This is a genomic window from Lactiplantibacillus sp. DA1, from assembly GCF_032681335.1.
Lineage (GTDB): Bacteria > Bacillota > Bacilli > Lactobacillales > Lactobacillaceae > Lactiplantibacillus.
This window is the reverse complement of sequence record NZ_JAWHTQ010000004.1, coordinates 72,062-91,830: the sequence shown is the minus strand read 5'-3', so window position 1 is coordinate 91,830 and position 19,769 is coordinate 72,062. Positions and strand designations below refer to the sequence as shown.

Here is a 19,769-nt window from a genome sequence, read left to right as displayed (position 1 = left end):
CTTAGACCTCCTGTTGCTGTTCACGTTTACGCTTCAACCCGTCGATGAGGACCCGGGCAACTTCGGGACGTGAAACTTCCTTTGGTGGTACAACACCATCAGCCAGCATCTTACGCACCTTCGTCCCACTCAATGAGATGTGATCTTCGGCACCGTGTGGGCAAGTCTTCTGCGTTGCCATTGAACCACACTTTTTGCAGTAGAAGGAATTATCGAACTTGAAGAAGTGCATGCCCATCTCATCTTCGACCGAAGTGATTAATTCTTGGGCTTCATAGGTCCCGTAATAGTCACCCACACCAGCATGGTCACGACCGACGATAAAGTCAGTACAACCATAGTTTTTACGAACGATTGCGTGTAAGATGGCTTCCTTAGGACCAGCATACCGCATCGCGGCTGGATAAATGACCAACCGAACACGGTCTTCTGGATAGTAATACTTCAGAATCGTCTTATAACTTTCCATCCGAACATCTGCTGGAATATCATCCGCCTTGGTCTCACCAACCAATGGATTTAAGAATAACCCATCGACGTTTTCCAAAGCTAATTTTTGAATATATTCATGCGCCCGATGAATTGGATTCCGTGTCTGGAACCCAACGATCCGCTTCCAGCCGAGGTCATGGAACATCTTCCGAGTTTCTAATGGTTCCATATAATAATCACTAAAAGCACCATGATCTGGCTTATGCAACAATTTAATTGCACCACCCAAGTAGACGTCACCATTGGCATACAAACGTTTAACACCTGGATGGGCTTCGTCGGTGGTCTTGTAGACGTTTTGGGCTTCCAATTGCTTGTCTGGAACAAACTTATCTTCAACTTGCATCGTGCCATAAATGACGCCGTCAGCGCCCTTCAAAGCAATCTTAGTATTCAATTCAATCTTATCAGCATCCGCTTGGGACACACCCAGCGTAATTGGTACACTCCAGATAACGCCACTCTTCAAGTGCATCGTGTTGACCACTGAATGGTAATCATCACTGACCATGAAGCCAGTCAGGGGGCTAAAACCACCAATCCCAATTAATTCCAAGTCTGAGATATTCCAATTATTGATGGTTAAACTTGGCAGCTGCTCAGCAGCCTGACGCGTTGCTTCACTAAAATCTTCTAAATTAACTAACTTACCACCATGAGCTTTAATTCCGTACACTGTTTGCATATTGATCACCTTTCACGTTTAAAATTTCATCATAATTAAGACTTACAAAATGGTTCAATGCGGCTTGCTGTTGTTCATCCTGACTCGCATGTCGACACAACGCTGTTAAAGTTGCCGCCACCTCATCCATGTCTAGCGGGGTCCGCAGCTTGAACGTTTCGTCCGGCTGTTCGTCTCGTAATGGCGCTGCCTTGGTCGGTTCAGCAGCAATAAAAGCCGTCACCGCACTTTGCGACGCAGGGGTTCCCAGTTCGTCAGCCATCAGGACCAAGTATGGTGGCTGTTCAACCGCGTGCAACGCCCGTACTAAGTGTTGAATCGCTAATCGGCGCTCACGTTCATCAGTGATGGCCGTTAAGTCATCTGCAATCACCACGTTATGCGTATCCGCACCTAACTCGGCACTGACTGTCGTTAACATTTCAACGATTTCATTGTTTTTAGCATCCCCAATCCCCCATAACGTCTCGCGTTTCGCGTTTTTACGGAGATAATTATTCAGGGCTTCCTTTTGCTCGACCACTAAATAATCTAAGGGGTACGTCTGAATGGCAATCGTATTATTATTCAACCGTTCGCTCAAATCTTCAGCAACCTCATGACTGTCAGCTTCTGTGCCGACCATCTTGACTTGACCATTTCGTAAAGTCGTGTTGACCTGATCAACCTGGGCTTGATTTTCGCCGAATACAAAGAACGTTTTACTATTGATCTTGACGTTAAAGTCCCGGTATAAAGCGCCATACTTGGCTAAATACTCGTTAGTCATCTCGTCGATGCGCTGTTGAAATTCAGCCGAGGCGAAGTAATCCGGGTCAGCCGCAGCTTGACGGCCTAGTAAGTAAAGCGCCTTAACATCGGGTTCCACGTCCATTCGAGCTTCAAAATCAGCTAAACTTTCACCGCTATCACTCTTTTGGAGTGCTGGATCGATGAAGTCATCGATTTGCGCTTGGAGGGCCGTCTCGTCGCTCGTCCACGGTAAGTTAAATTGGGTCGCGATTTGTTGCAACGTCGTCAGTGTCTGACCAAACAGATCTTCGTACGTGACTAAAATGCGGTGCTCACGGTCGGTATCACGTAATGAAAGCAACGTCCGGACTTGCCATTGACGCATTGCGAGCGTGGTATCACGGTGCCAGGCGCGCTCATTCGAATTGACCACGTCCATTGGATTACGTAGCAAGACGATCTCGGCCGGTTGAACCTCAACGTCAGCCAAAACATGTTGCCACAATTCGATATAATCATTCATCCGCGGGTCTTTAATCGCCAGATACTGTTCATTCTCAAAAAAATTTCGTAAGTACGTGGTTAACGCTACCCGGTCCTTTTTGATTTTCGAGCTATCATAGTAACCCTTGAAGGCTGGCCGGTACCGAATGCGACTTCCAAGTGACTTGTGAATATTGATGACATCTTTATTCTCAAAATAGCCTTTCGGATTGATCCGCTTACTAGGTGCCAGCAGGTTATCAGTCCCGAGAGAAATACCCATCAAATTAACACACTTAGTCATTACCGATGTCCCGGAACGGCCACTTCCAAGAATTAATACGGCCTGTTTCGTTTGTTGACGGTGATTAAACAATCGTTGCCATAAGCTTTGACTCATTCTTCATCATCCTAATCATTATTATTTATTTGATCTTTGATAATTCGTTAGTGGGCTCAACAAATATACTAGCAAGTTAATTGTGAAAATAAGTACCCTTAACTCGAAAAAAATATGATGATTTCATGAAATTTAGCTCTTTTAACAAGTACGCTCCTGGTAATCTGCTGAGTGTAGATTAGGACATTCACCCACAGTTTTGATGAAATATTCAAATTTTAGGACTGTAAAAATCTCTTTATACCAGTACATTGATCACCCAAGTGCCTGATTTTCCTCAATATCGTCAGCACCCTTAACCAACTTAATCCTTAATTGAATGCTTAGCGCAACGCCCCTGTTATGAAGCCCTACAATGTCAACCCAACCATGTGGGAGCTGTGTTTCAACAATGTTCACCAGCTCTAGCGGTCGGAATCCAACAACGATTGCTGGCAAAGACTAGTGGCTGTTCACACCACGTTTCTTACTTGCCTGGCTTCAAATAGCGAGTGCGTCACATTGTGCCTTGAACATGCGTAAAAGATTAAAAAATGATTTGACTAAATTAGAAATTGGTGGTATTTTCTAATCAATCATAAAACAAGTAAACGTCCTGAAGAGGAAAGTAATCATCGCTACCCGTGCAGTGAGTTTGGAATAGTGCAAACCAAACCGGAAAACGATTGATGAAAAATGGCCTCCAAACGGCACCACTGAGCTTTCGCCAGGTGATGACAGTTAGCTACTGTTAATAAGCTTCCGTATGAAACGTACGGATTGAGGTCAATATCGTGAGGTATTGACAAATTAAGGTGGTACCGCGAACGGCAACTTCGTCCTTTAATCAGGATGAGGTTGCCGTTTTTTCGTTTAAAATAATTTGCTAAATATAAGGAGTGGGTTTTAATGACAATTATTAATAGTAACTTGGGATATCCACGTTTAGGTGAACATCGTGAATGGAAGCACTTATTGGAACACTTTTGGAAAGGACAATTAGACAACGTGACCTTTCACGCCACTGCTAAAAAATTACGCCTAGCTAACTTGAAAAAGCAACGCGACCTGGGAGTGGACTATATTCCGGTCGCTGACAATTCGGATTACGATCACGTTTTAGATACACTAGTCGCATTCAACGCGATTCCAAGTCGCTTTGGTCACTTTGATCACCAGTTGGACTTACCCGACTACTATGCAATTGCCCGTGGGACTGATACCGCCGTGGCGGCCGAAATGACAAAGTGGTTCAATATCAACTATCACTACATTGTTCCTGAATTCGATGACGTGTCCTTTAAGTTATTAGATAATCGCTGGCTACGCTACTACCAAGAAGCTAAGCAAGAACTTGGCATTGATGGTAAACCAGTCATTCTGGGTCCCATCTCTTTCCTTAAATTGGGTAAACGTCACGGACAGTACTTGAATGACGCCGCCGTCAACGAACTATTACCGCGGTTATTACCGCTTTACCAACAAGTGTTTGAAGAATTAGCGACAGCTGGCGCAAAATGGATTCAATTGGATGAACCGACCCTAGTCAAAACATCGACGGTTGCGGAACTCGCACCTTATCAGACTGCACTTGAACATTTGCATGCGGCTGTCCCATCCTTAAAAATCGAACTCCAAACTTATTTCGACAGTCTTGATCAGTACGACCAAATCGTGACCTGGCCAATCCAAGCACTTGGACTAGACCTAGTACACGACCATGGTGAAAACCTGGCGCACTTGGTCGACCACGGCTTCCCAACCGACAAAATTCTCGCAGCTGGCATTATTGATGGCCATAACGTCTGGGCTAGTGATCTACAAGCAAAACTTGCATTAGTTCAACAGTTACGGCAAATCGTGACCGATGATCAGTTATGGCTCCAACCGGCCAACTCATTATTACACGTTCCCATTACCACCAAAAATGAAACCAAGGCTGACCCCGTCTTACTAGGCGGTCTGGCCTTTGCGGACCAGAAATTGGCAGAATTGCATACCTTAACCGTGGCAGCCAATCAGGGGGTTGCCGCTGTTCAAACAGTGTTTGACCATAATCAGGCCAACTTGACCGCCCTCAACCAGTCCAGTCACCGCAACAACCAGTCGGTTCGCGCCGCTGAAGCGCAACTGAGTAATCAAAAATTCGAACGCCAGGCACCATTTGCGACCCGGATTAAGTTACAACACGACCGATTACACCTACCCCTCCTGCCAACAACAACGATTGGGAGCTTTCCGCAAAGTGCGCAAGTCCGAGCAAAACGAGCAGCATGGCGCAAGGGTAATTTAACCGACGCCGACTACCAGGCATTCCTGCATGCTGAAACCAAACGATGGATCAAGCTACAAGAAGACCTCGGCCTCGACGTCCTGGTTCACGGTGAATTTGAACGCACTGACATGGTCGAATACTTTGGTCAAAAACTGACTGGCTTCTATGCGACCCAAAATGGTTGGGTCCAATCATACGGTTCACGAGGCGTCCGGCCACCCGTTATCTTTGGGGATGTCGCCTACACGGAACCAATCACCGTTGCTGAGTCCGTTTACGCACAAAGTCTAACCGACCAGCCGGTTAAAGGCATGTTGACAGCACCGCTGACCATTATCAACTGGAGTTTTGTTCGCGACGATATCCCTAGGGCGCAGGTTCAAAATCAGATTGCTTTGGCCCTCCGGCAAGAAGTTCAAAACTTGGAAAAAGCTGGTATTAAGATTATTCAAGTTGATGAACCAGCACTTAGGGAAGGTTTGCCACTCAAGCAGCGCCATTGGCAAGCCTATTTGGATGAAGCAGTGTACTCATTTAAGATCACCACGACCGGCGTGCAAAACGACACTCAGATTCATACCCATATGTGCTACTCTAACTTTGCCGATATCATCGATACCATCAAAGCTCTGGATGCAGATGTCATTTCGATTGAAACGTCTCGTAGCCATGGTGAAATCATTAGTGCCTTTGAACAAACCGGATATGATCAAGAAATCGGTCTGGGGGTCTATGACATTCACAGTCCACGCGTACCGAGTGTTGCGGAAATTGAAGCCAACATCCAACGCGCACTACGCGTTATCGACGCCCGGCAATTCTGGATCAATCCTGACTGTGGTCTCAAAACCCGCCAAGAATCAGAAACCCTAGCAGCCTTAAAGAACATGATTGCTGCGCGCAACGCGATCCAGGCCCAACTAACCACTAGCATCCACTAAGGAGGTGGCTTGAATGAAGTTTAAACAAGCACTCCAGCAACGGGTCCTCGTTGCCGATGGCGCAATGGGCACCCTTTTATATGGTAACTATGGCATCAATTCGGCTTTTGAAAACCTGAATTTGACGCATCCCGACACGATTTTACGCGTTCACCGATCGTACATTCGGGCTGGTGCCGATATTATTCAAACCAACACCTACGCTGCGAACCGCCTAAAGTTGACCCGGTATGATTTACAAGACCAAGTCACCACCATCAATCAGGCCGCTGTGAAAATTGCAGCGACTGCACGGGAACACGCGGATCACCCCGTTTACATTCTGGGAACGATTGGTGGACTAGCCGGCGATACCGATGCAACTGTTCAACGGGCGACACCAGCAACGATTGCTGCCAGCGTGACTGAACAACTTACCGCTCTTCTAGCCACCAACCAGTTAGATGGCATCTTGCTCGAAACATATTATGATTTGCCAGAACTACTCGCCGCGTTAAAAATCGTGAAGGCCCATACTGACTTGCCCGTCATCACGAATGTTTCAATGTTGGCCCCCGGTGTCTTACGAAACGGTACGAGCTTCACTGATGCCATCGTCCAACTCAACGCTGCCGGCGCCGACGTAATCGGCACAAACTGTCGCCTGGGACCTTACTATTTAGCCCAGTCATTTGAAAACTTGGCAATTCCAGCTAACGTCAAACTAGCTGTTTACCCAAACGCTGGCTTACCTGGCACTGATCAGGACGGTGCGGTGGTCTACGATGGTGAACCAAGCTACTTCGAAGAATACGCTGAACGCTTTCGTCAGCTCAGTTTGAACATTATTGGCGGTTGCTGTGGGACCACACCTTTGCATACCAGCGCAACTGTCCGCGGTCTAAGTAATCGCAGCATCGTTGCTCATGACCAGCCGGCTACAAAACTACAGCCACCAACGCTCGTCACGACAAAGAGTCAGCACCGGTTTCTGCAAAAAGTTGCGACCCAAAAAACGGCGTTAGTCGAACTCGATCCCCCCCGCGATTTTGATACGACTAAATTTTTCCGGGGTGCTGAACGGTTAAAAGCCGCTGGTGTCGATGGCATTACACTGTCTGACAATTCGTTAGCAACGGTCCGGATTGCTAATACGACGATTGCGGCGCAGCTCAAGTTGAACTACGGCATCACGCCAATCGTGCACTTGACGACCCGCGATCATAATTTAATTGGTCTACAATCAGAAATTATGGGCTTGCACAGTCTCGGTATTGAGGACATCTTAGCAATCACGGGTGATCCGGCTAAGCTCGGTGATTTTCCGGGAGCCACTTCGGTCAGCGATGTGCGCTCCGTTGAACTGATGAAGTTGATCAAGCAATTCAATAGCGGCATTGGACCCACAGGTAAATCGCTTAAAGAAGCCAGTGACTTTCGGGTCGCAGGCGCCTTTAATCCTAATGCTTATCGCACTTCAATATCGACCAAGTCGATCAGTCGGAAGTTAAGTTATGGTTGTGACTACATTATCACCCAACCCGTGTATGATCTGGCAAACGTTGACGCTTTGGCAGATGCTCTAGCGGCTAATCACGTGAATGTGCCAGTGTTCGTTGGTGTTATGCCACTCGTCTCACGGCGTAATGCTGAATTCCTGCACCATGAAGTCCATGGCATTCGGATTCCAGAACCTATCTTGGAGCGCATGGCAGAAGCCGAACAGACCGGAACCGAACGGGCAGTGGGCATTGCTATTGCAAAGGAATTGATTGATGGTATCTGTGCGCGCTTCAACGGCGTTCACATCGTCACACCGTTTAACCGCTTTAAAACGGTCATTGAATTAGTCGATTACATCCAACAGAAAAACTTAATTAAAGTACAATAAAAGAAACCGCCGCCAACACCTACTTTCATGCTAAAATTAGACATGAATTGTAAATGTGGAGGCGGTTTTGTCATGTACTTATTAGGACACATTATTGGTTGGCTCTGGCTCATGCTGACGATTACGATTGGTCTCAGTCGTCACTCGGTCAAATCAGCTAACCGCTTTTTGATTCTTAGTCGTTTAGGATACTTACTGATCATCATAACGGGTGTGGCACTAGCTATCAGAACGTTATCTGGCAACTGGTGGTTGACACTTCTCAAAGCAATTCTAGGACTAGGTACCATCGGTTTAATCGAAGTCGCCTTTGCGCGTAAGCAAGAAAGCCACTTGAACCACGGCCTGCTCACCTTACTAATTTGCGGAACTTTATTGACCATCATTTGCGGTATCGGTTTGCACTGGCAACTGACTGGTAGTTGGATCTAAAATTCTTATCGGCCCTGCTGGTATCGAAATTGTTGATTACTGGTGAACGTGATTAACTGCATATTAAAAAGGCAAGCAGCCTTGATAACTGACTACTTGCCGTCCTTACTATCATTAACTATTGTGATCACTCAATCGTTTCATGATTTGTTGGCGCATCCGCATTTTTTGATTACTTTCCATAAAAATTAATCGCGATGTCCCGTAGTTAAATAGGCCCACAAGAACTTGGTCAATGATTTTAACCAGTAGCGGTGCCCAAAATAACAGCGAAATGCCGACGAACATGAGAAAAGTATCGAAAAAATACGATAATCCCCGGGTCAGCATAAAGCTAATGAACTCTCGACACCAGTGCCCAAAGTCTTGGGACTTAGATTGAAAGACCACCGCTTTGTTGGTAAAAAAACTAAACAAAGTTGCTAACACCCAAGCAATTGTATTGGAAAATAAATAGTGTTCCGCCAAAACTGAATGAAGTACCCAGAATACCAAAACATTCACTAACGCGGCCATAAAGCCAAACAGTGCGTATTTCCAAAAATATTGATATTGATGGTAGATTTTAATCAACCACTGCACGCCGTTCGCCACCGTTTCTTCTGACTCGAAAATATTATACAATAGCAATATCATACCTTGTTATCGGCTACCTGACAAGCACAGCCGTTAAATTGGCGCTTAATGAGCTGGTCGCTTATACTTAAACTAATCTGCAATTCTTTTTGGAGTGAATTATTTATGAGAACTTATTTATTTGTTGCCGGGCTAGTCCTAGCCTGTCTAATTTTAATCATCATCTTAATTGCGGTGTTAGTCCATCTCCACCATGTCAACCAGGCGGCGAACGAACAGGCCGCGTTGTTAAAATCGATTCGGCAGCGGCTTGTCCACCAGACATTAACTAATCAGGAACAAGATCGTCAGATTACCAAGTTGCAGACTCAAAATAACGGTTTTCGTAACCGACTTAATCAAGCCGTCCCCCATCCCGTGGCCGTGCCACAAACGCGGCGAATCAATGCCAATTCACGGGCGATTTTCCGTTCTTACGTCATTGGGCTAGATTACTACCAAAAAGAATTTGAAGCTGCTTTGGCCGATGCCAGTGCTCGAGGCTACTTTAAACCATATGGTGGTTATAATGATTCTGGCCTTAAAGCGGATTATCTCTACGCGAAAAAATACCGGGTGGACGCCAATGCCAATATCGGTGAAATTCAGTTGGTCGAAGAGGTCGATGGCCCTCAGCGATCAGTGCGGGTTGAATTAAAAGTTGCTGAGCACGGTTATACAATTGGTTATCTGCCAAAGAAGCAGGTCGACGAAGCCTTCAACGTGATCGACATTTATGCCAATTCAGTTATGACGCTTTCCTCCAAAACGAACTTAACCGGTGGTGAATGGAAGATGGCTATTGATGCCGTTGACGAAATGCAGTATATGAATGATCCAAATGCCCAGAATCGGGCCCTGCCCGACTATGGTGCCATTGATACCCCATTAAAAATAAAAACTGGTCAGAAGTCCTACTTCTTGCAATTTACATTATATGAAATGGAAATCAGCAACGACGAGATCCCACTCTATAGTTTAGTCAATACGGTCGACGGTCAACGAGGCTCGATTGTTGAAGTCGATGCCGGACCGGTCTCATACGTCATTGATATTCAAGCTGGACCACAGACTGGTTCCAAGATTACCGTTATTCCAGAGCAGATTGACCGCGTCATCTGGGTTCCAAATTGGAAATAGGTGTATCAAGATTATCAAGTGAGGTTATTTTAATGAAAAAATTAATCTTAGCGGTATTGTTACTTTTATCAATCGGTGTGATGACCGTCGTCGATTTGAACGTTATTCGGCAGACCCCCTATCCGAGCTTATCCCAAGAACAAACAAAATAAGGAGGCCGAAACGTGAACCGGGCAATTATAATCAGTCTCTGTTCGCTACTATTTTTAGCCGGCTGCACCTCTAACGCTGAACCGAATATCTCAACCAAACAGGCAAATTCAGTCGCAGCAGCTAATCGGGCAGAACAGACCAGTCGTGCCAATCAGGCCGCAGATGCCAGCGCCAAGAAACAGTCGGGTGACCACTATCAGGCAACTGACGATCATATCACCAGCGCAACTAGCGCCGTGGCGGCCGTGGATCAGGTCCTTAACAAGCCTAAACAGCAGACGTTTGGTGTCATTCCAACTGCGAATCAGGATGCATATGGGCATCACTACTATCAAGTCGATACCTATCAGAAAACGACTAACGGTGGTCGCGGTCATTATTTGAATAGTTACTTTGTTTATTTAGATGGTAGCATTACAACCAAACAAGCGAATTAATTAACTGACAAGTTGTCACATACCAATCACTCCCAAAAGTAATGTTACTAAACATACTTTTAGGGGGTGATTTTTTATAAAAAATGTCCCACAACCAATGCCCATTTATATGTAATTCAAAAATAGATAAAACAAAAGAAGTACGACAACCATTAGTTTGCCGTACTTCTAAGTTTCCCGATATATCCCTTATGCCCCAGGCAGGATTCGAACCTGTACATTGTTTCCAATACAGCGACCTGAACGCTGCGCGTCTGCCAGTTCCGCCACTGGGGCAGTTGCGTTTAACAACATTATTAATTATAGCGAAAAGCAACATAAAAATAAACCTTTTTCTATATTTATGCAGTTTTTTTCTCTAAATCAGTAAAAGTCCTATGCAACTCCTGATTTTAGTGTATACTAAATATGTTGACGAAAAGTTAACGTGATGGCGGTAGTGGCGAAGTGGTTAACGCACCGGATTGTGGCTCCGGCACGCGTGGGTTCGATTCCCACCTACCGCCCTTCTAAAAAAGCACGTGCAAATTGCACGTGCTTTTTTATTTATTCACTTTCAGCTGTCCCTTAAGCGTCTAACCAAGTTTTCAGCGCGGCACCGGTTCGAGAAGTCGCGACATTGACAGACTCACGGGGCGTCCCACTATATTGAATTCGGCCGCCATACTGACCAGCATCAGGCCCCACATCAATCAGCCAATCGGCCTGACTAATTACTGCCAGATTATGCTCAATAATAATCAACGAATTACCAGCGGCCACTAAGGCATCAAATAATTTTAACAAACGTTGTGTGTCTTGCAAATGCAGGCCGGCAGTCGGTTCATCTAACAAGTATACCGTTCCCTGCTTACCTAATTCCACAGCTAATTTCAATCGTTGCAGCTCGCCACCCGACAAGGTCGTCAATGGTTGTGCCAATGTCAAGTAACCTAACCCGACCCGATCTAGATTAGTCAGTGGCCGGGCCACTTTATCCACCACGGCAAAGAAGGCTAACGCCGCGGTGACTGACAGCTGGAGGACGTCGGCAATCGTCTTACCTTGATAGGCATAACTGAGCGCCGTTTCATTATACCGCAGCCCATGACACAATTCACATGTCTGCACAACGGGATCCATAAAGGCCATATTCGTGATGGTCACGCCTTTGCCCTTACAACGCGGACATGCGCCCTTACCATTATAGCTGAACCAACTAGTTGCCACGCCATTGGCTTTCGCGAATAGTTGTCGGATTTGGTCTAGCACCCCTAAATAAGTCGCCGGTGTTGAGCGAATATTCAAGCCCACGGGCGTCTGGGCCAGATCAATATAAGCCGTCTTTAATTGTTGTTTTAGCGCAGTAATCAAGGAGCTCTTCCCTGACCCGGCCACACCCGAAACAACTGTCATCACCCCAAGAGGTACGTCCACACTAACATCATGCAGATTATTTTCGTTAATATGTCGCAACGCTAGCACAGTTTTAACAGGTCGCTCCGACCTCCAAACATGCGGCTGACGTAGCCATCGACCTGTTAGTGTATCAGAAGCTAATAGCTCGTCATAAGTACCAGTAAATGTCACCTGACCACCAGTCCGACCAGCCGCGGGGCCCATTTCGACAACGTAATCAGCTAACGTAAACATGGCCGGATTGTGTTCAACAATCAGAATTGTGTTCCCTTTATCCTTCAACTTCGTCAATGCTTGCTTGATCAGCTGAATATCGTGTGGGTGCAATCCAACACTTGGCTCATCTAAAATATAAACCATATCAACCAAGGCGCTGGTTAAATACTTGGCAATCTTAATTCGCTGCGCCTCACCGCCAGATAACGAACTAGTGCCACGGTCCAACGTCAAATAGCCTAGGCCAATATCGACCAATGACTGAATCTTAGTCGTCAGTTCCCGCACGATGTCTTGGGCTAACGGCGCGTTGATTCCTTGCAGAAATGCTAAAACGTGTTTCAAATCCATGGCCGTCACCTGAGCAATATTGACCCCGTTAATATGATTGGTTAGCACCACTGGCTTAAGCCGAGTACCACCGCACGTTGGGCACGGTTTACGTGTCACAATCGCCGCAATCGCATCACGATGATGTTCTGCTTCCTTCTTACCAATGATCGACCGTTGAATCCGCGGAACCACGCCTTCGTACAATGCCGTTCGGGGAAACCCGTCCCCAGGATGTGCTAGCTTCTGTTGTGGCGCGTGCATCAACAGGTCATAGTCGGCGGCCGTATAATCCTTAATAGGTTTATCATTGTCGAACAAACCACTGGTCGCATAACGTCGCCAACGCCACGTATCCGGTGCAAAACTCACAAACGTAATGGCACCTTCATTTAATGACTTCTCTGGGTCGATCAATTGTTGCTCATCAATATCATCAACGTAGCCTAATCCTTGACAAGTTGGGCACATTCCTTGTGGCAAGTTGAACGAGAAAGTATCCGAATACCCAATAAACGGCTGCCCGACCCGTGAAAACAACAGTCGTAACAAGGAGTAGATTCCCGTGTAGGTTGCCAAAGTCGAGCGGGCATTTTTGCCCAGTCGTTGCTGTGCGATCACAATGGCAACTGGTAAGTGTTCAATATGACCGACGTGTGGCTGCCCATACTTCGGTAAATACTGTTGCGTAAAACTGGGAAACGTTTCATTTAGTTCCCGACGTGATGCCGCGGCAATCGTGTCAAAAACCAGTGACGATTTTCCAGAACCAGATAAACCGACAAATACCGTCGTCGCATACTTAGGTACTTGTAAACTAACATGTTTTAAGTTGTTTTGAGTTGCATCGAAAACTTCAATGGCACCCTTAGTAAATGAATGACTTGTCATCCAACCTTCCTTTCTACCCAACGGTTCTATAACGTCAAAAAAAGGACCTGAAAATTCAGATCCTGAGGCCTAAACAGATTCATCAACGAGCTTGACGACGGTCCCATAGCCTGTCACCACTAAAAATCGAGGTGCCACACTCATTTGAGCCACTTCGGTATTAAAGTTCACATAGATCAATCCGTCACCACCTTGGGCTTCCGCCTTTTCCAACAGTAATGGTTTGACTTGTTCAATTAAATCATCGAACCGCTCAAATTGATCGATTCCATCAGATTCAAACATCAAGTGCTTGGTAACGGAGACAACGCCTTTAATCATGTGCGAGCGTTGTAAATCACCGGTTGTCATAAACATTATCCCAACCCCCTATCATTATAATTTTACTTGAAAAGGTCATGACTAGCAAATGTAACCAATTATTTGACCAACAGTTTTTAAAGGACTAAGTTAAGCATGGGGAGTGAGAATTTGAAAACTGCAACACAACTTTTACAAAAATATACTTTTGAGCCCGTCAAACCTAAGCTTCGGGTTGAACAACATAGCTTAGCCGTCCAGCATCAGGACCGTGCCATCCCCTTCGGCCATTTTAAGATTCGGCTGAAGAATATTAATAGTCAACAAAGCTATCTGCTGGAACTCAAGCAGGCTTTACAATTGACGACCACGACTGGTCTACAGCTACGCTCACGATTACACGGCGTGCACGTTCAACACGCACGTCATTTAGTTCCGGGTGGTTATCACGTCTTGGCCTCATTAACCATCAAAACCACACCACAGGCCTCCCACGGCTTTGCTCATAAGAAAGTCCAAGCTACCTACTCGGTGCCGGTCACCGGCCATTACGCTCAGAGTCTACCTACCCAGATTCCGCTCTACGCCTTCACGGACAATCACCAGTTGGCGATCAATCAACGTGCACTGGCCACCTTATTTCTGCAGGCCCTCCAACCACAAGCCCTTAACAAGGTTGGTTAATTAATCATCACTTATAATTAAATTGTTTGAAAATGATGTATTTGCGTAATATTAATTGCATTTGGCGAATTAATTGCGTACAATGTACTAAAATAGATAGTAAAGGAGGCGGTTTGATGGCAACCCCAACAAAAAACATTTTGCTAGACGAACAGCTTTGTTTTGCGCTCTACACCGCCAGCAAACGTTATAATCACTTTTATTCCGAAGCATTAGCACCCTTTAAGCTGACTTATCCCCAATACATTACCTTATTGGCACTGTGGGAAAAGAGTCCGATGACGGTCCGCGAACTTGGATCACACGTCAACCTTGACAGCGGCACCTTAACACCGCTACTCAAACGGATGCAGACGCAAGGCTGGGTCGAACGCAAACGTGATACGGATGATGAACGGCAAGTTAATATTTCATTGTCACAAAAGGCTGTTGATGCCAAGCCAGAGATTTTCGCTCATGTTAATTCTTGCATGGACTTACTTGGCCTCGATGAATCAACGTACAATCAAATTCGTGAAACAGTTAACTTTGCTTCTGAACATATCAAAAACGCCGATCCTAAAAAGATCGACTATTCTGGTGAAGCATTCTAATCAGTTGCGCTTATTGAGGTTAAATAGTCAAAAAGGTCGGCGATTAACGCCGACCTTTTTGCTATTCAAATCGATCATTACCAGTTATTGTCATTAAACCTCTTATAGTTTGGTGTCACCGATCTAATTCAAAAATTATCAGTGTAGTAACAAAATACTCATCGCAAACGCATTGATTATAAAATGAAGAATCATCGCTGCTCGGATCTTGCCAGTCAGCCGGTAAACCATCGCTAATATCAGCCCCATTGTCACATAGATCAGAAAACTAGGTACTGTCGAACTACTGTGTAACCCCCCAAAAACCAGACCACTAAGCAAAATTTTTAGCCAAGTTTGCTTAAAAAACAAATTAGTAAGGACACCGCGGAAAACTAGTTCTTCGGTAATTGGTGTTAAAAAAACTGCGCTGAATGCCATTAGCCACAACGAGAGCGTACTACCGGCCATCAAATCGTGAATGACCATATTATTTTGAGTTTGGCTTTGATGGTAAATAATCTGATTGATCAGTTGAAATATCCCTTCTAAAATCAAAATAGCGGCGTAACTGCCTACAATGATTGCCCAATCACGACGTTTTAAGGGTTGCGACTCATACTCACCAGTGTAATGTCGCATCAAAGCATTAGCTGTCACGGCCAATATTACAAACACAAGAACATAACTAATCACCACTAATACTTGCCATGTCGTTGTGTTAGGACGCTGATTCAATTGATTAATTAATCTAAGTAACATTGGTGGGATGACAACACCAACCACTAAGCCGGTCATCATAAGAATTCTTGCAAGCCATCCCAAGCTACGGTCAAATAACGCCATTGGACTTCACCTCTCGGCATAATTTTACCGCAGTCCCAGTAATCAAACACGTAATTGCAAGTCGTAATTGGCAATATTCATTTGATCTGAATTTAAATATTATTAATAAAAACTGTATTGTTCATTAAAAATTATCGAAAAACAATCATACATTTAAAAAATAAAATATAATTTTGGCTATTTCGAATAAATCTTCACACTTTCTTCACAATTATGTAATAGTATATACTTGTACCTAATAGTTATACACTTGTCCATTTTACTCCCCCAAAGTGGATGGACAAGCAAGTACAATCCCCCATATTGTACTTAAACCTAACTCTTTGGCCCTACTGCTTCTGGCGGTAGAGTCATTTTTTTGTTTAGAATGCTCTAAAAGCGCACCATCAAGCCAGATCATTGCCTGTTTACTGACCATCTATTGGAATTATTAATCTATAATTCCATTAGTTCAGCGCTGAAATAGCCCGTTTAACCTTTGCTTTATATTAATATCCTAATAGTTCCAATGACTACTAAAATAATACGTTCACAAAAAATATCAGCGGTTCATGCCACTGACAACTAGCTCGCTCAATTGCACAAGTGCCGGCGGGCGTCTTTTATCGCTTGTTCAGCTCGTGTAACCACCCATCCAAACCAATAGCACATCAAAAATCAAAAATAGGATATTAAAGTGCAATAACCACCAATTCATCAGCCCTTTTTCGCGAACCATTCCCATGATTGCTAGAACAATGCCAATAATTGGAATTAAGCCCCCTTGTAATAACCGATAAATTGGCAAATATGCTCGCTCTGAGAATAGTACTGGTCCTGTTAATTGCCCCAACAAGATAAACAGTAAAAACACCCCGATATTCAACAATGAACAGGCAAATGCAGTTTCAGTAATCGTCCCCATTGATAATCGAAAATGGTACCGAAACCTCAAGACAAACGTCCCCACAATCCCAATCACTAAAATAATGCCAACCACTAACATACAGCCACTGCTCCTTTTCTTTCTGAATTTTACTGTACGCTAAAATTCAGAAGTCGCCTACTACTTAACATGAAGCTTAACCGTTTTTTAGCAATCCGTACCGCTGACAATTCAAATCAAAAAAGAGCCGGCAATGCCCGCTCATCCCAATCTAACTCTTTGTCCCAGTTGGTACCGTTAACACCTTGGGTTTTAGCCCAACGACTTTGATCGTCACCCGCTTGTTAACTGGCATTTTAACGTAGAATTGACCACTCTGCTTATTTGAAATCACCTGTCGAACATGCTTACCACTTCTTAAGGTCACAATAATACCGTGTTTCGTTCGCCCACTAATCGTTGCGGAGGTGGCATTGTGGTGATAGACGACCTTCGACACGGTCAGATGATTGACGTGTCGATGATAATCCCCCTGAAGACTATATTCCGAACCAAAGATCAAGAGACAACCAGCCAGAATCATTAATACTAATGACCAAAACTGCTTCATTACCCCACCTCCAAACCAGTCCCCATAACTGGTGTTTTTGATAGTCTTAGCATAATCTTAAATTGACAGCAAAAACCAAAAAAGGTGCAAAGCTCTGAATAGCTTGCACCAACGTCATTAAAATCCATATTAGTTTGACGATTTTGTTACATTAGAGTTATCTTGGAACATTAATTAACAGTGACGCTCAATTCCGAACGCTTGATCAATGTCACCAAGTCATGCATTTTGCGAATCGCAATATCAACTGCTTCGCCATTCTCAAAGTACCCCAGCTGTTGTTGTTTATCAATTCGAACTAGCATTTGCGGATTCACTAAAAAACTTTTGTGGACCCGAAATAACTCGGGATGTGCGACCGTCTCGTCACTAATCTTGCCGTTATACTGAACAATCCGATCAATTAAGTGTAGCACCAACTTATTACGACTCGTCCCAGTCTCAATGAACAAGACTTGCTCCAATGGGACGTTAAAGAGTTGGCCCCCCTTAGAATAAGAGAACATTGCCTTACTCGTAACGCCTTGCTTCGTATATCGCTCATAAGCAACTCGAATATCCGTTTCAACTTTAGCCTTAACCGTCTCCTGACCAAGATCCTTAACAATAAAGTCTAATGGTTCGACTCGGCGTTCAAAGGTTAAAAAAGCCATCTCTGAGTGGGTCGATACAAAAACAATTTTGGCGTTCACATCCGTTTCACGAATCCGAGTTGCAAGCGACAAACCGTTCAATTCCTGACCTGGATATTCAATATCTAGGAAGTATAAGCCCTCGACATTAGTATTCGCCTCGACATAATCCAGCAATTCTTGTGCTTGACCAGTTGCCAAAGTTAGTTCCATATCGAAATCATTAATCATAATGTGATTTTTAATAATTTGCTTCAATGTTGCTAATTGCTCAGGATCATCTTCCACAACAAAGGTCTTTAACACGCTGCTCACTCACTTTCAATACTAATAATAAATTCAAATCGTTGCCGTGAACTCACCTCGTAAGTCACATTAGTCAGTGGATCCAACAATTCACGGACAGTGGCCAAGCCTTGACCATGGCCGGCGCCCTTAGAGGTGTGCCCTGCGACCATTAATTCGTCCAACCGCTCAATGGGCTGTGTTAACGAGTTCGCAAAAATCAATTCAACCATTCGAGGATATTTAACGACCGCCACCGTAATCTGACCACCACTCTGACCATTGACGGCTTCAATGGCATTGTCCAATAAAATACCACTGACCCGTGCCAGCGTCACCGGATCAATCGCGATGACTGATATCGGATCATTCGCTTCTAAGCGCACTTGAATACCAGCTTGCCGCGCCGCTGAAAATTTACTCTGAACAATGGCCTTTAACGATTTGTCCTTAATTTGTTCCAAATTATCAAAATGGCCAAAATCACGGCTTAGACTCTGTTTTGATTTTGTTACAACTTGGGCAAAGTAACACTGTAATTCAGGATCATCAGCCGTCTGAATATATTCACCCAATGACAGCAAGATATTTTGATAGTCATGGCGAAACTTGCGTAAATTCTGATAACTATTTTCCAAGTTCTTAACATAAATATCATATTGTTTGCGCTCTAGCGCTTGGCGATTACTTTGAACCCGTAAAGTATAACTATAAAACAGGTAGATAAAGGTACCCGCATTGATCATTAAAATCGCAACTAGAATCAACATCAAAATACCCAAGAAGCCGGAACCAATATTATAATTATCTGCAGCCACCGTAATCGTAAAGAAAGCAACAGCTACCACCGCCAGCGCACTGACAATCACATTCAGTGTCACTGCGTCACTAAATTGACGCGGATAACGTTTTTGCAAAACTTTAAAACTAACCACAACGGCCAACATGCATGCCGTGACGATCGACTCACCAATAACTTCAAACAGCCAGCCACTCCAATCATTCAAGCCAAGATTGAGTAGATGAAAAATGGATTCTGTCGCATAATTACCAAAAAAGCTAAAGAGAATGTATGCTAATGTGGCCGTTAGACTGGTTACGATAAAGTACTTTTTACGGCGAACAAACGCCAACAATCCCATATTCACGATAAACGTAACGATATCCGAATAATCGTCATATAACATGTAGATTGCCGTTAAGAACAGGGTCATCACCGCAATACTGACATACACCCGCTTCTGGCGCAATTCACGATTAATTAATAGCTGTAATAAGAATATCAGCATAACCGAATACCAATGGTCAAAAGCCGCGATATACCAATAAACGTAAACGATAACTGCTCCCCTCCCCCGCATAATGCTCAATATTACTATTGTAGCGAAATAAATGTGATTTGTATATTTGCGCGGTAAAAACTTAACAATCTTTACTGAATCACTGACTTCCTTGCTACGACTCATAAACATCAGAAAAGCCAGCTTTAATGCTATTTTTCGGCTC

At 44.4% G+C, this 19,769-nt stretch carries 17 protein-coding genes, 2 tRNA genes and 1 other annotated feature; of the genes, 8 read left to right on the top strand and 11 right to left on the bottom strand.

The window, feature by feature from the left end; all coding sequences use genetic code 11:
- Position 1: 1 nt before the first annotated feature.
- Together sat and RXV91_RS07555 are read right to left on the bottom strand one after the other, a co-directional pair.
- On the bottom strand, positions 2 to 1,177 hold the full coding sequence (gene sat, locus RXV91_RS07560) for a sulfate adenylyltransferase (protein WP_011101379.1): 1,176 nt from the start codon (positions 1,175 to 1,177) through the stop codon (positions 2 to 4).
- Complete coding sequence (locus RXV91_RS07555) at positions 1,155 to 2,792, bottom strand: hypothetical protein (RefSeq protein ID WP_316439376.1); 1,638 nt, start codon at positions 2,790 to 2,792, stop codon at positions 1,155 to 1,157. The genes sat and RXV91_RS07555 overlap by 23 nt, the downstream gene beginning before the upstream one ends.
- Positions 2,793 to 3,378: 586 nt before the next feature.
- Positions 3,379 to 3,618 (top strand) — a binding site (T-box leader).
- A 62-nt stretch (positions 3,619 to 3,680) separates the two neighbouring features.
- Between RXV91_RS07555 and metE the strand changes: the two genes are divergently transcribed.
- The 3 genes from metE (at position 3,681) to RXV91_RS07540 (ending at position 8,289) form a co-directional block, all read left to right on the top strand.
- Positions 3,681 to 5,987 (top strand): 5-methyltetrahydropteroyltriglutamate--homocysteine S-methyltransferase, encoded by a 2,307-nt coding sequence (gene metE / locus RXV91_RS07550; RefSeq protein ID WP_316439375.1) that lies wholly within the window; start codon positions 3,681 to 3,683, stop codon positions 5,985 to 5,987.
- 13 nt (positions 5,988 to 6,000) lie between these two features.
- A complete protein-coding gene (locus tag RXV91_RS07545; RefSeq protein WP_316439374.1) occupies positions 6,001 to 7,857 on the top strand; it encodes a bifunctional homocysteine S-methyltransferase/methylenetetrahydrofolate reductase in 1,857 nt (618 codons plus the stop codon).
- 72 nt (positions 7,858 to 7,929) lie between these two features.
- On the top strand, positions 7,930 to 8,289 hold the full coding sequence (locus RXV91_RS07540; protein ID WP_316439373.1) for a YisL family protein: 360 nt from the start codon (positions 7,930 to 7,932) through the stop codon (positions 8,287 to 8,289).
- Between the two features lie 114 nt (positions 8,290 to 8,403).
- Here RXV91_RS07540 and RXV91_RS07535 read toward each other — a convergent pair whose 3' ends face one another.
- Entirely contained in the window at positions 8,404 to 8,925 is a 522-nt protein-coding gene (locus RXV91_RS07535) for a GtrA family protein (RefSeq protein WP_316439372.1), read from the bottom strand.
- Positions 8,926 to 9,030: 105 nt separating this feature from the next.
- On the opposite strand from RXV91_RS07535, the gene RXV91_RS07530 reads away from it, so the two are divergent.
- Positions 9,031 to 10,044 carry a hypothetical protein gene (locus RXV91_RS07530; protein ID WP_316439371.1) on the top strand — a complete coding sequence of 338 codons (1,014 nt, stop codon included), beginning with the start codon at positions 9,031 to 9,033 and terminating at the stop codon, positions 10,042 to 10,044.
- 164 nt (positions 10,045 to 10,208) lie between these two features.
- Entirely contained in the window at positions 10,209 to 10,634 is a 426-nt protein-coding gene (locus RXV91_RS07525) for a hypothetical protein (protein WP_316439370.1), read from the top strand.
- Between the two features lie 192 nt (positions 10,635 to 10,826).
- Here the strand turns inward: RXV91_RS07525 and RXV91_RS07520 are convergent.
- A tRNA-Leu gene (locus RXV91_RS07520) sits at positions 10,827 to 10,910 on the bottom strand.
- A 157-nt stretch (positions 10,911 to 11,067) separates the two neighbouring features.
- On the opposite strand from RXV91_RS07520, the gene RXV91_RS07515 reads away from it, so the two are divergent.
- Positions 11,068 to 11,140 (top strand) — tRNA-His (locus RXV91_RS07515).
- A gap of 61 nt (positions 11,141 to 11,201) precedes the next feature.
- Here RXV91_RS07515 and RXV91_RS07510 read toward each other — a convergent pair.
- Positions 11,202 to 13,469 (bottom strand): excinuclease ABC subunit UvrA, encoded by a 2,268-nt coding sequence (locus RXV91_RS07510; protein ID WP_316439369.1) that lies wholly within the window; start codon positions 13,467 to 13,469, stop codon positions 11,202 to 11,204.
- A gap of 69 nt (positions 13,470 to 13,538) precedes the next feature.
- On the bottom strand, positions 13,539 to 13,826 hold the full coding sequence (locus tag RXV91_RS07505) for a hypothetical protein (RefSeq protein ID WP_021731342.1): 288 nt from the start codon (positions 13,824 to 13,826) through the stop codon (positions 13,539 to 13,541).
- 114 nt (positions 13,827 to 13,940) lie between these two features.
- Here RXV91_RS07505 and RXV91_RS07500 point away from each other — a divergent pair, with 114 nt between their 5' ends.
- On the top strand, positions 13,941 to 14,453 hold the full coding sequence (locus tag RXV91_RS07500) for a hypothetical protein (protein ID WP_316439368.1): 513 nt from the start codon (positions 13,941 to 13,943) through the stop codon (positions 14,451 to 14,453).
- 116 nt (positions 14,454 to 14,569) lie between these two features.
- Positions 14,570 to 15,046: a MarR family transcriptional regulator gene (locus RXV91_RS07495; protein ID WP_316439367.1), complete on the top strand. Its 477-nt coding sequence runs from the start codon at positions 14,570 to 14,572 to the stop codon at positions 15,044 to 15,046.
- 138 nt (positions 15,047 to 15,184) lie between these two features.
- Here RXV91_RS07495 and RXV91_RS07490 read toward each other — a convergent pair whose 3' ends face one another.
- From RXV91_RS07490 to RXV91_RS07470, 5 genes are all read right to left on the bottom strand, one after another.
- Positions 15,185 to 15,871 (bottom strand): type II CAAX endopeptidase family protein, encoded by a 687-nt coding sequence (locus tag RXV91_RS07490; protein ID WP_316439366.1) that lies wholly within the window; start codon positions 15,869 to 15,871, stop codon positions 15,185 to 15,187.
- Positions 15,872 to 16,484: 613 nt separating this feature from the next.
- Positions 16,485 to 16,856: a hypothetical protein gene (locus RXV91_RS07485; RefSeq protein WP_316439365.1), complete on the bottom strand. Its 372-nt coding sequence runs from the start codon at positions 16,854 to 16,856 to the stop codon at positions 16,485 to 16,487.
- A gap of 151 nt (positions 16,857 to 17,007) precedes the next feature.
- Positions 17,008 to 17,346 carry a hypothetical protein gene (locus tag RXV91_RS07480; protein WP_316439364.1) on the bottom strand — a complete coding sequence of 113 codons (339 nt, stop codon included), beginning with the start codon at positions 17,344 to 17,346 and terminating at the stop codon, positions 17,008 to 17,010.
- Between the two features lie 170 nt (positions 17,347 to 17,516).
- Positions 17,517 to 18,284 (bottom strand): response regulator transcription factor, encoded by a 768-nt coding sequence (locus RXV91_RS07475; RefSeq protein WP_316439363.1) that lies wholly within the window; start codon positions 18,282 to 18,284, stop codon positions 17,517 to 17,519.
- Positions 18,285 to 18,289: 5 nt separating this feature from the next.
- Positions 18,290 to 19,624, bottom strand: a complete 1,335-nt coding sequence (locus RXV91_RS07470) for a sensor histidine kinase (RefSeq protein ID WP_396426755.1) — start codon at positions 19,622 to 19,624, stop codon at positions 18,290 to 18,292.
- Positions 19,625 to 19,769 lie beyond the last annotated feature (145 nt).

Excerpts from the sequence above, each read along its gene's own strand:
- RXV91_RS07530 (WP_316439371.1), top strand. The coding sequence starts at position 9,031 with ATGAGAACTTATTTATTTGTTGCCGGGCTAGTCCTAGCCTGTCTAATT.
- RXV91_RS07540 (WP_316439373.1), top strand. The coding sequence starts at position 7,930 with ATGTACTTATTAGGACACATTATTGGTTGGCTCTGGCTCATGCTGACG.
- RXV91_RS07480 (WP_316439364.1), bottom strand. The coding sequence starts at position 17,346 with ATGAAGCAGTTTTGGTCATTAGTATTAATGATTCTGGCTGGTTGTCTC.
- RXV91_RS07535 (WP_316439372.1), bottom strand. The coding sequence starts at position 8,925 with ATGATATTGCTATTGTATAATATTTTCGAGTCAGAAGAAACGGTGGCG.
- metE (WP_316439375.1), top strand. The coding sequence starts at position 3,681 with ATGACAATTATTAATAGTAACTTGGGATATCCACGTTTAGGTGAACAT.
- sat (WP_011101379.1), bottom strand. The coding sequence starts at position 1,177 with ATGCAAACAGTGTACGGAATTAAAGCTCATGGTGGTAAGTTAGTTAAT.
- RXV91_RS07495 (WP_316439367.1), top strand. The coding sequence starts at position 14,570 with ATGGCAACCCCAACAAAAAACATTTTGCTAGACGAACAGCTTTGTTTT.
- RXV91_RS07485 (WP_316439365.1), bottom strand. The coding sequence starts at position 16,856 with ATGTTAGTGGTTGGCATTATTTTAGTGATTGGGATTGTGGGGACGTTT.
- RXV91_RS07490 (WP_316439366.1), bottom strand. The coding sequence starts at position 15,871 with ATGGCGTTATTTGACCGTAGCTTGGGATGGCTTGCAAGAATTCTTATG.
- RXV91_RS07510 (WP_316439369.1), bottom strand. The coding sequence starts at position 13,469 with ATGACAAGTCATTCATTTACTAAGGGTGCCATTGAAGTTTTCGATGCA.
- RXV91_RS07555 (WP_316439376.1), bottom strand. The coding sequence starts at position 2,792 with ATGAGTCAAAGCTTATGGCAACGATTGTTTAATCACCGTCAACAAACG.
- RXV91_RS07545 (WP_316439374.1), top strand. The coding sequence starts at position 6,001 with ATGAAGTTTAAACAAGCACTCCAGCAACGGGTCCTCGTTGCCGATGGC.
- RXV91_RS07470 (WP_396426755.1), bottom strand. The coding sequence starts at position 19,624 with ATGCGGGGGAGGGGAGCAGTTATCGTTTACGTTTATTGGTATATCGCG.
- RXV91_RS07505 (WP_021731342.1), bottom strand. The coding sequence starts at position 13,826 with ATGTTTATGACAACCGGTGATTTACAACGCTCGCACATGATTAAAGGC.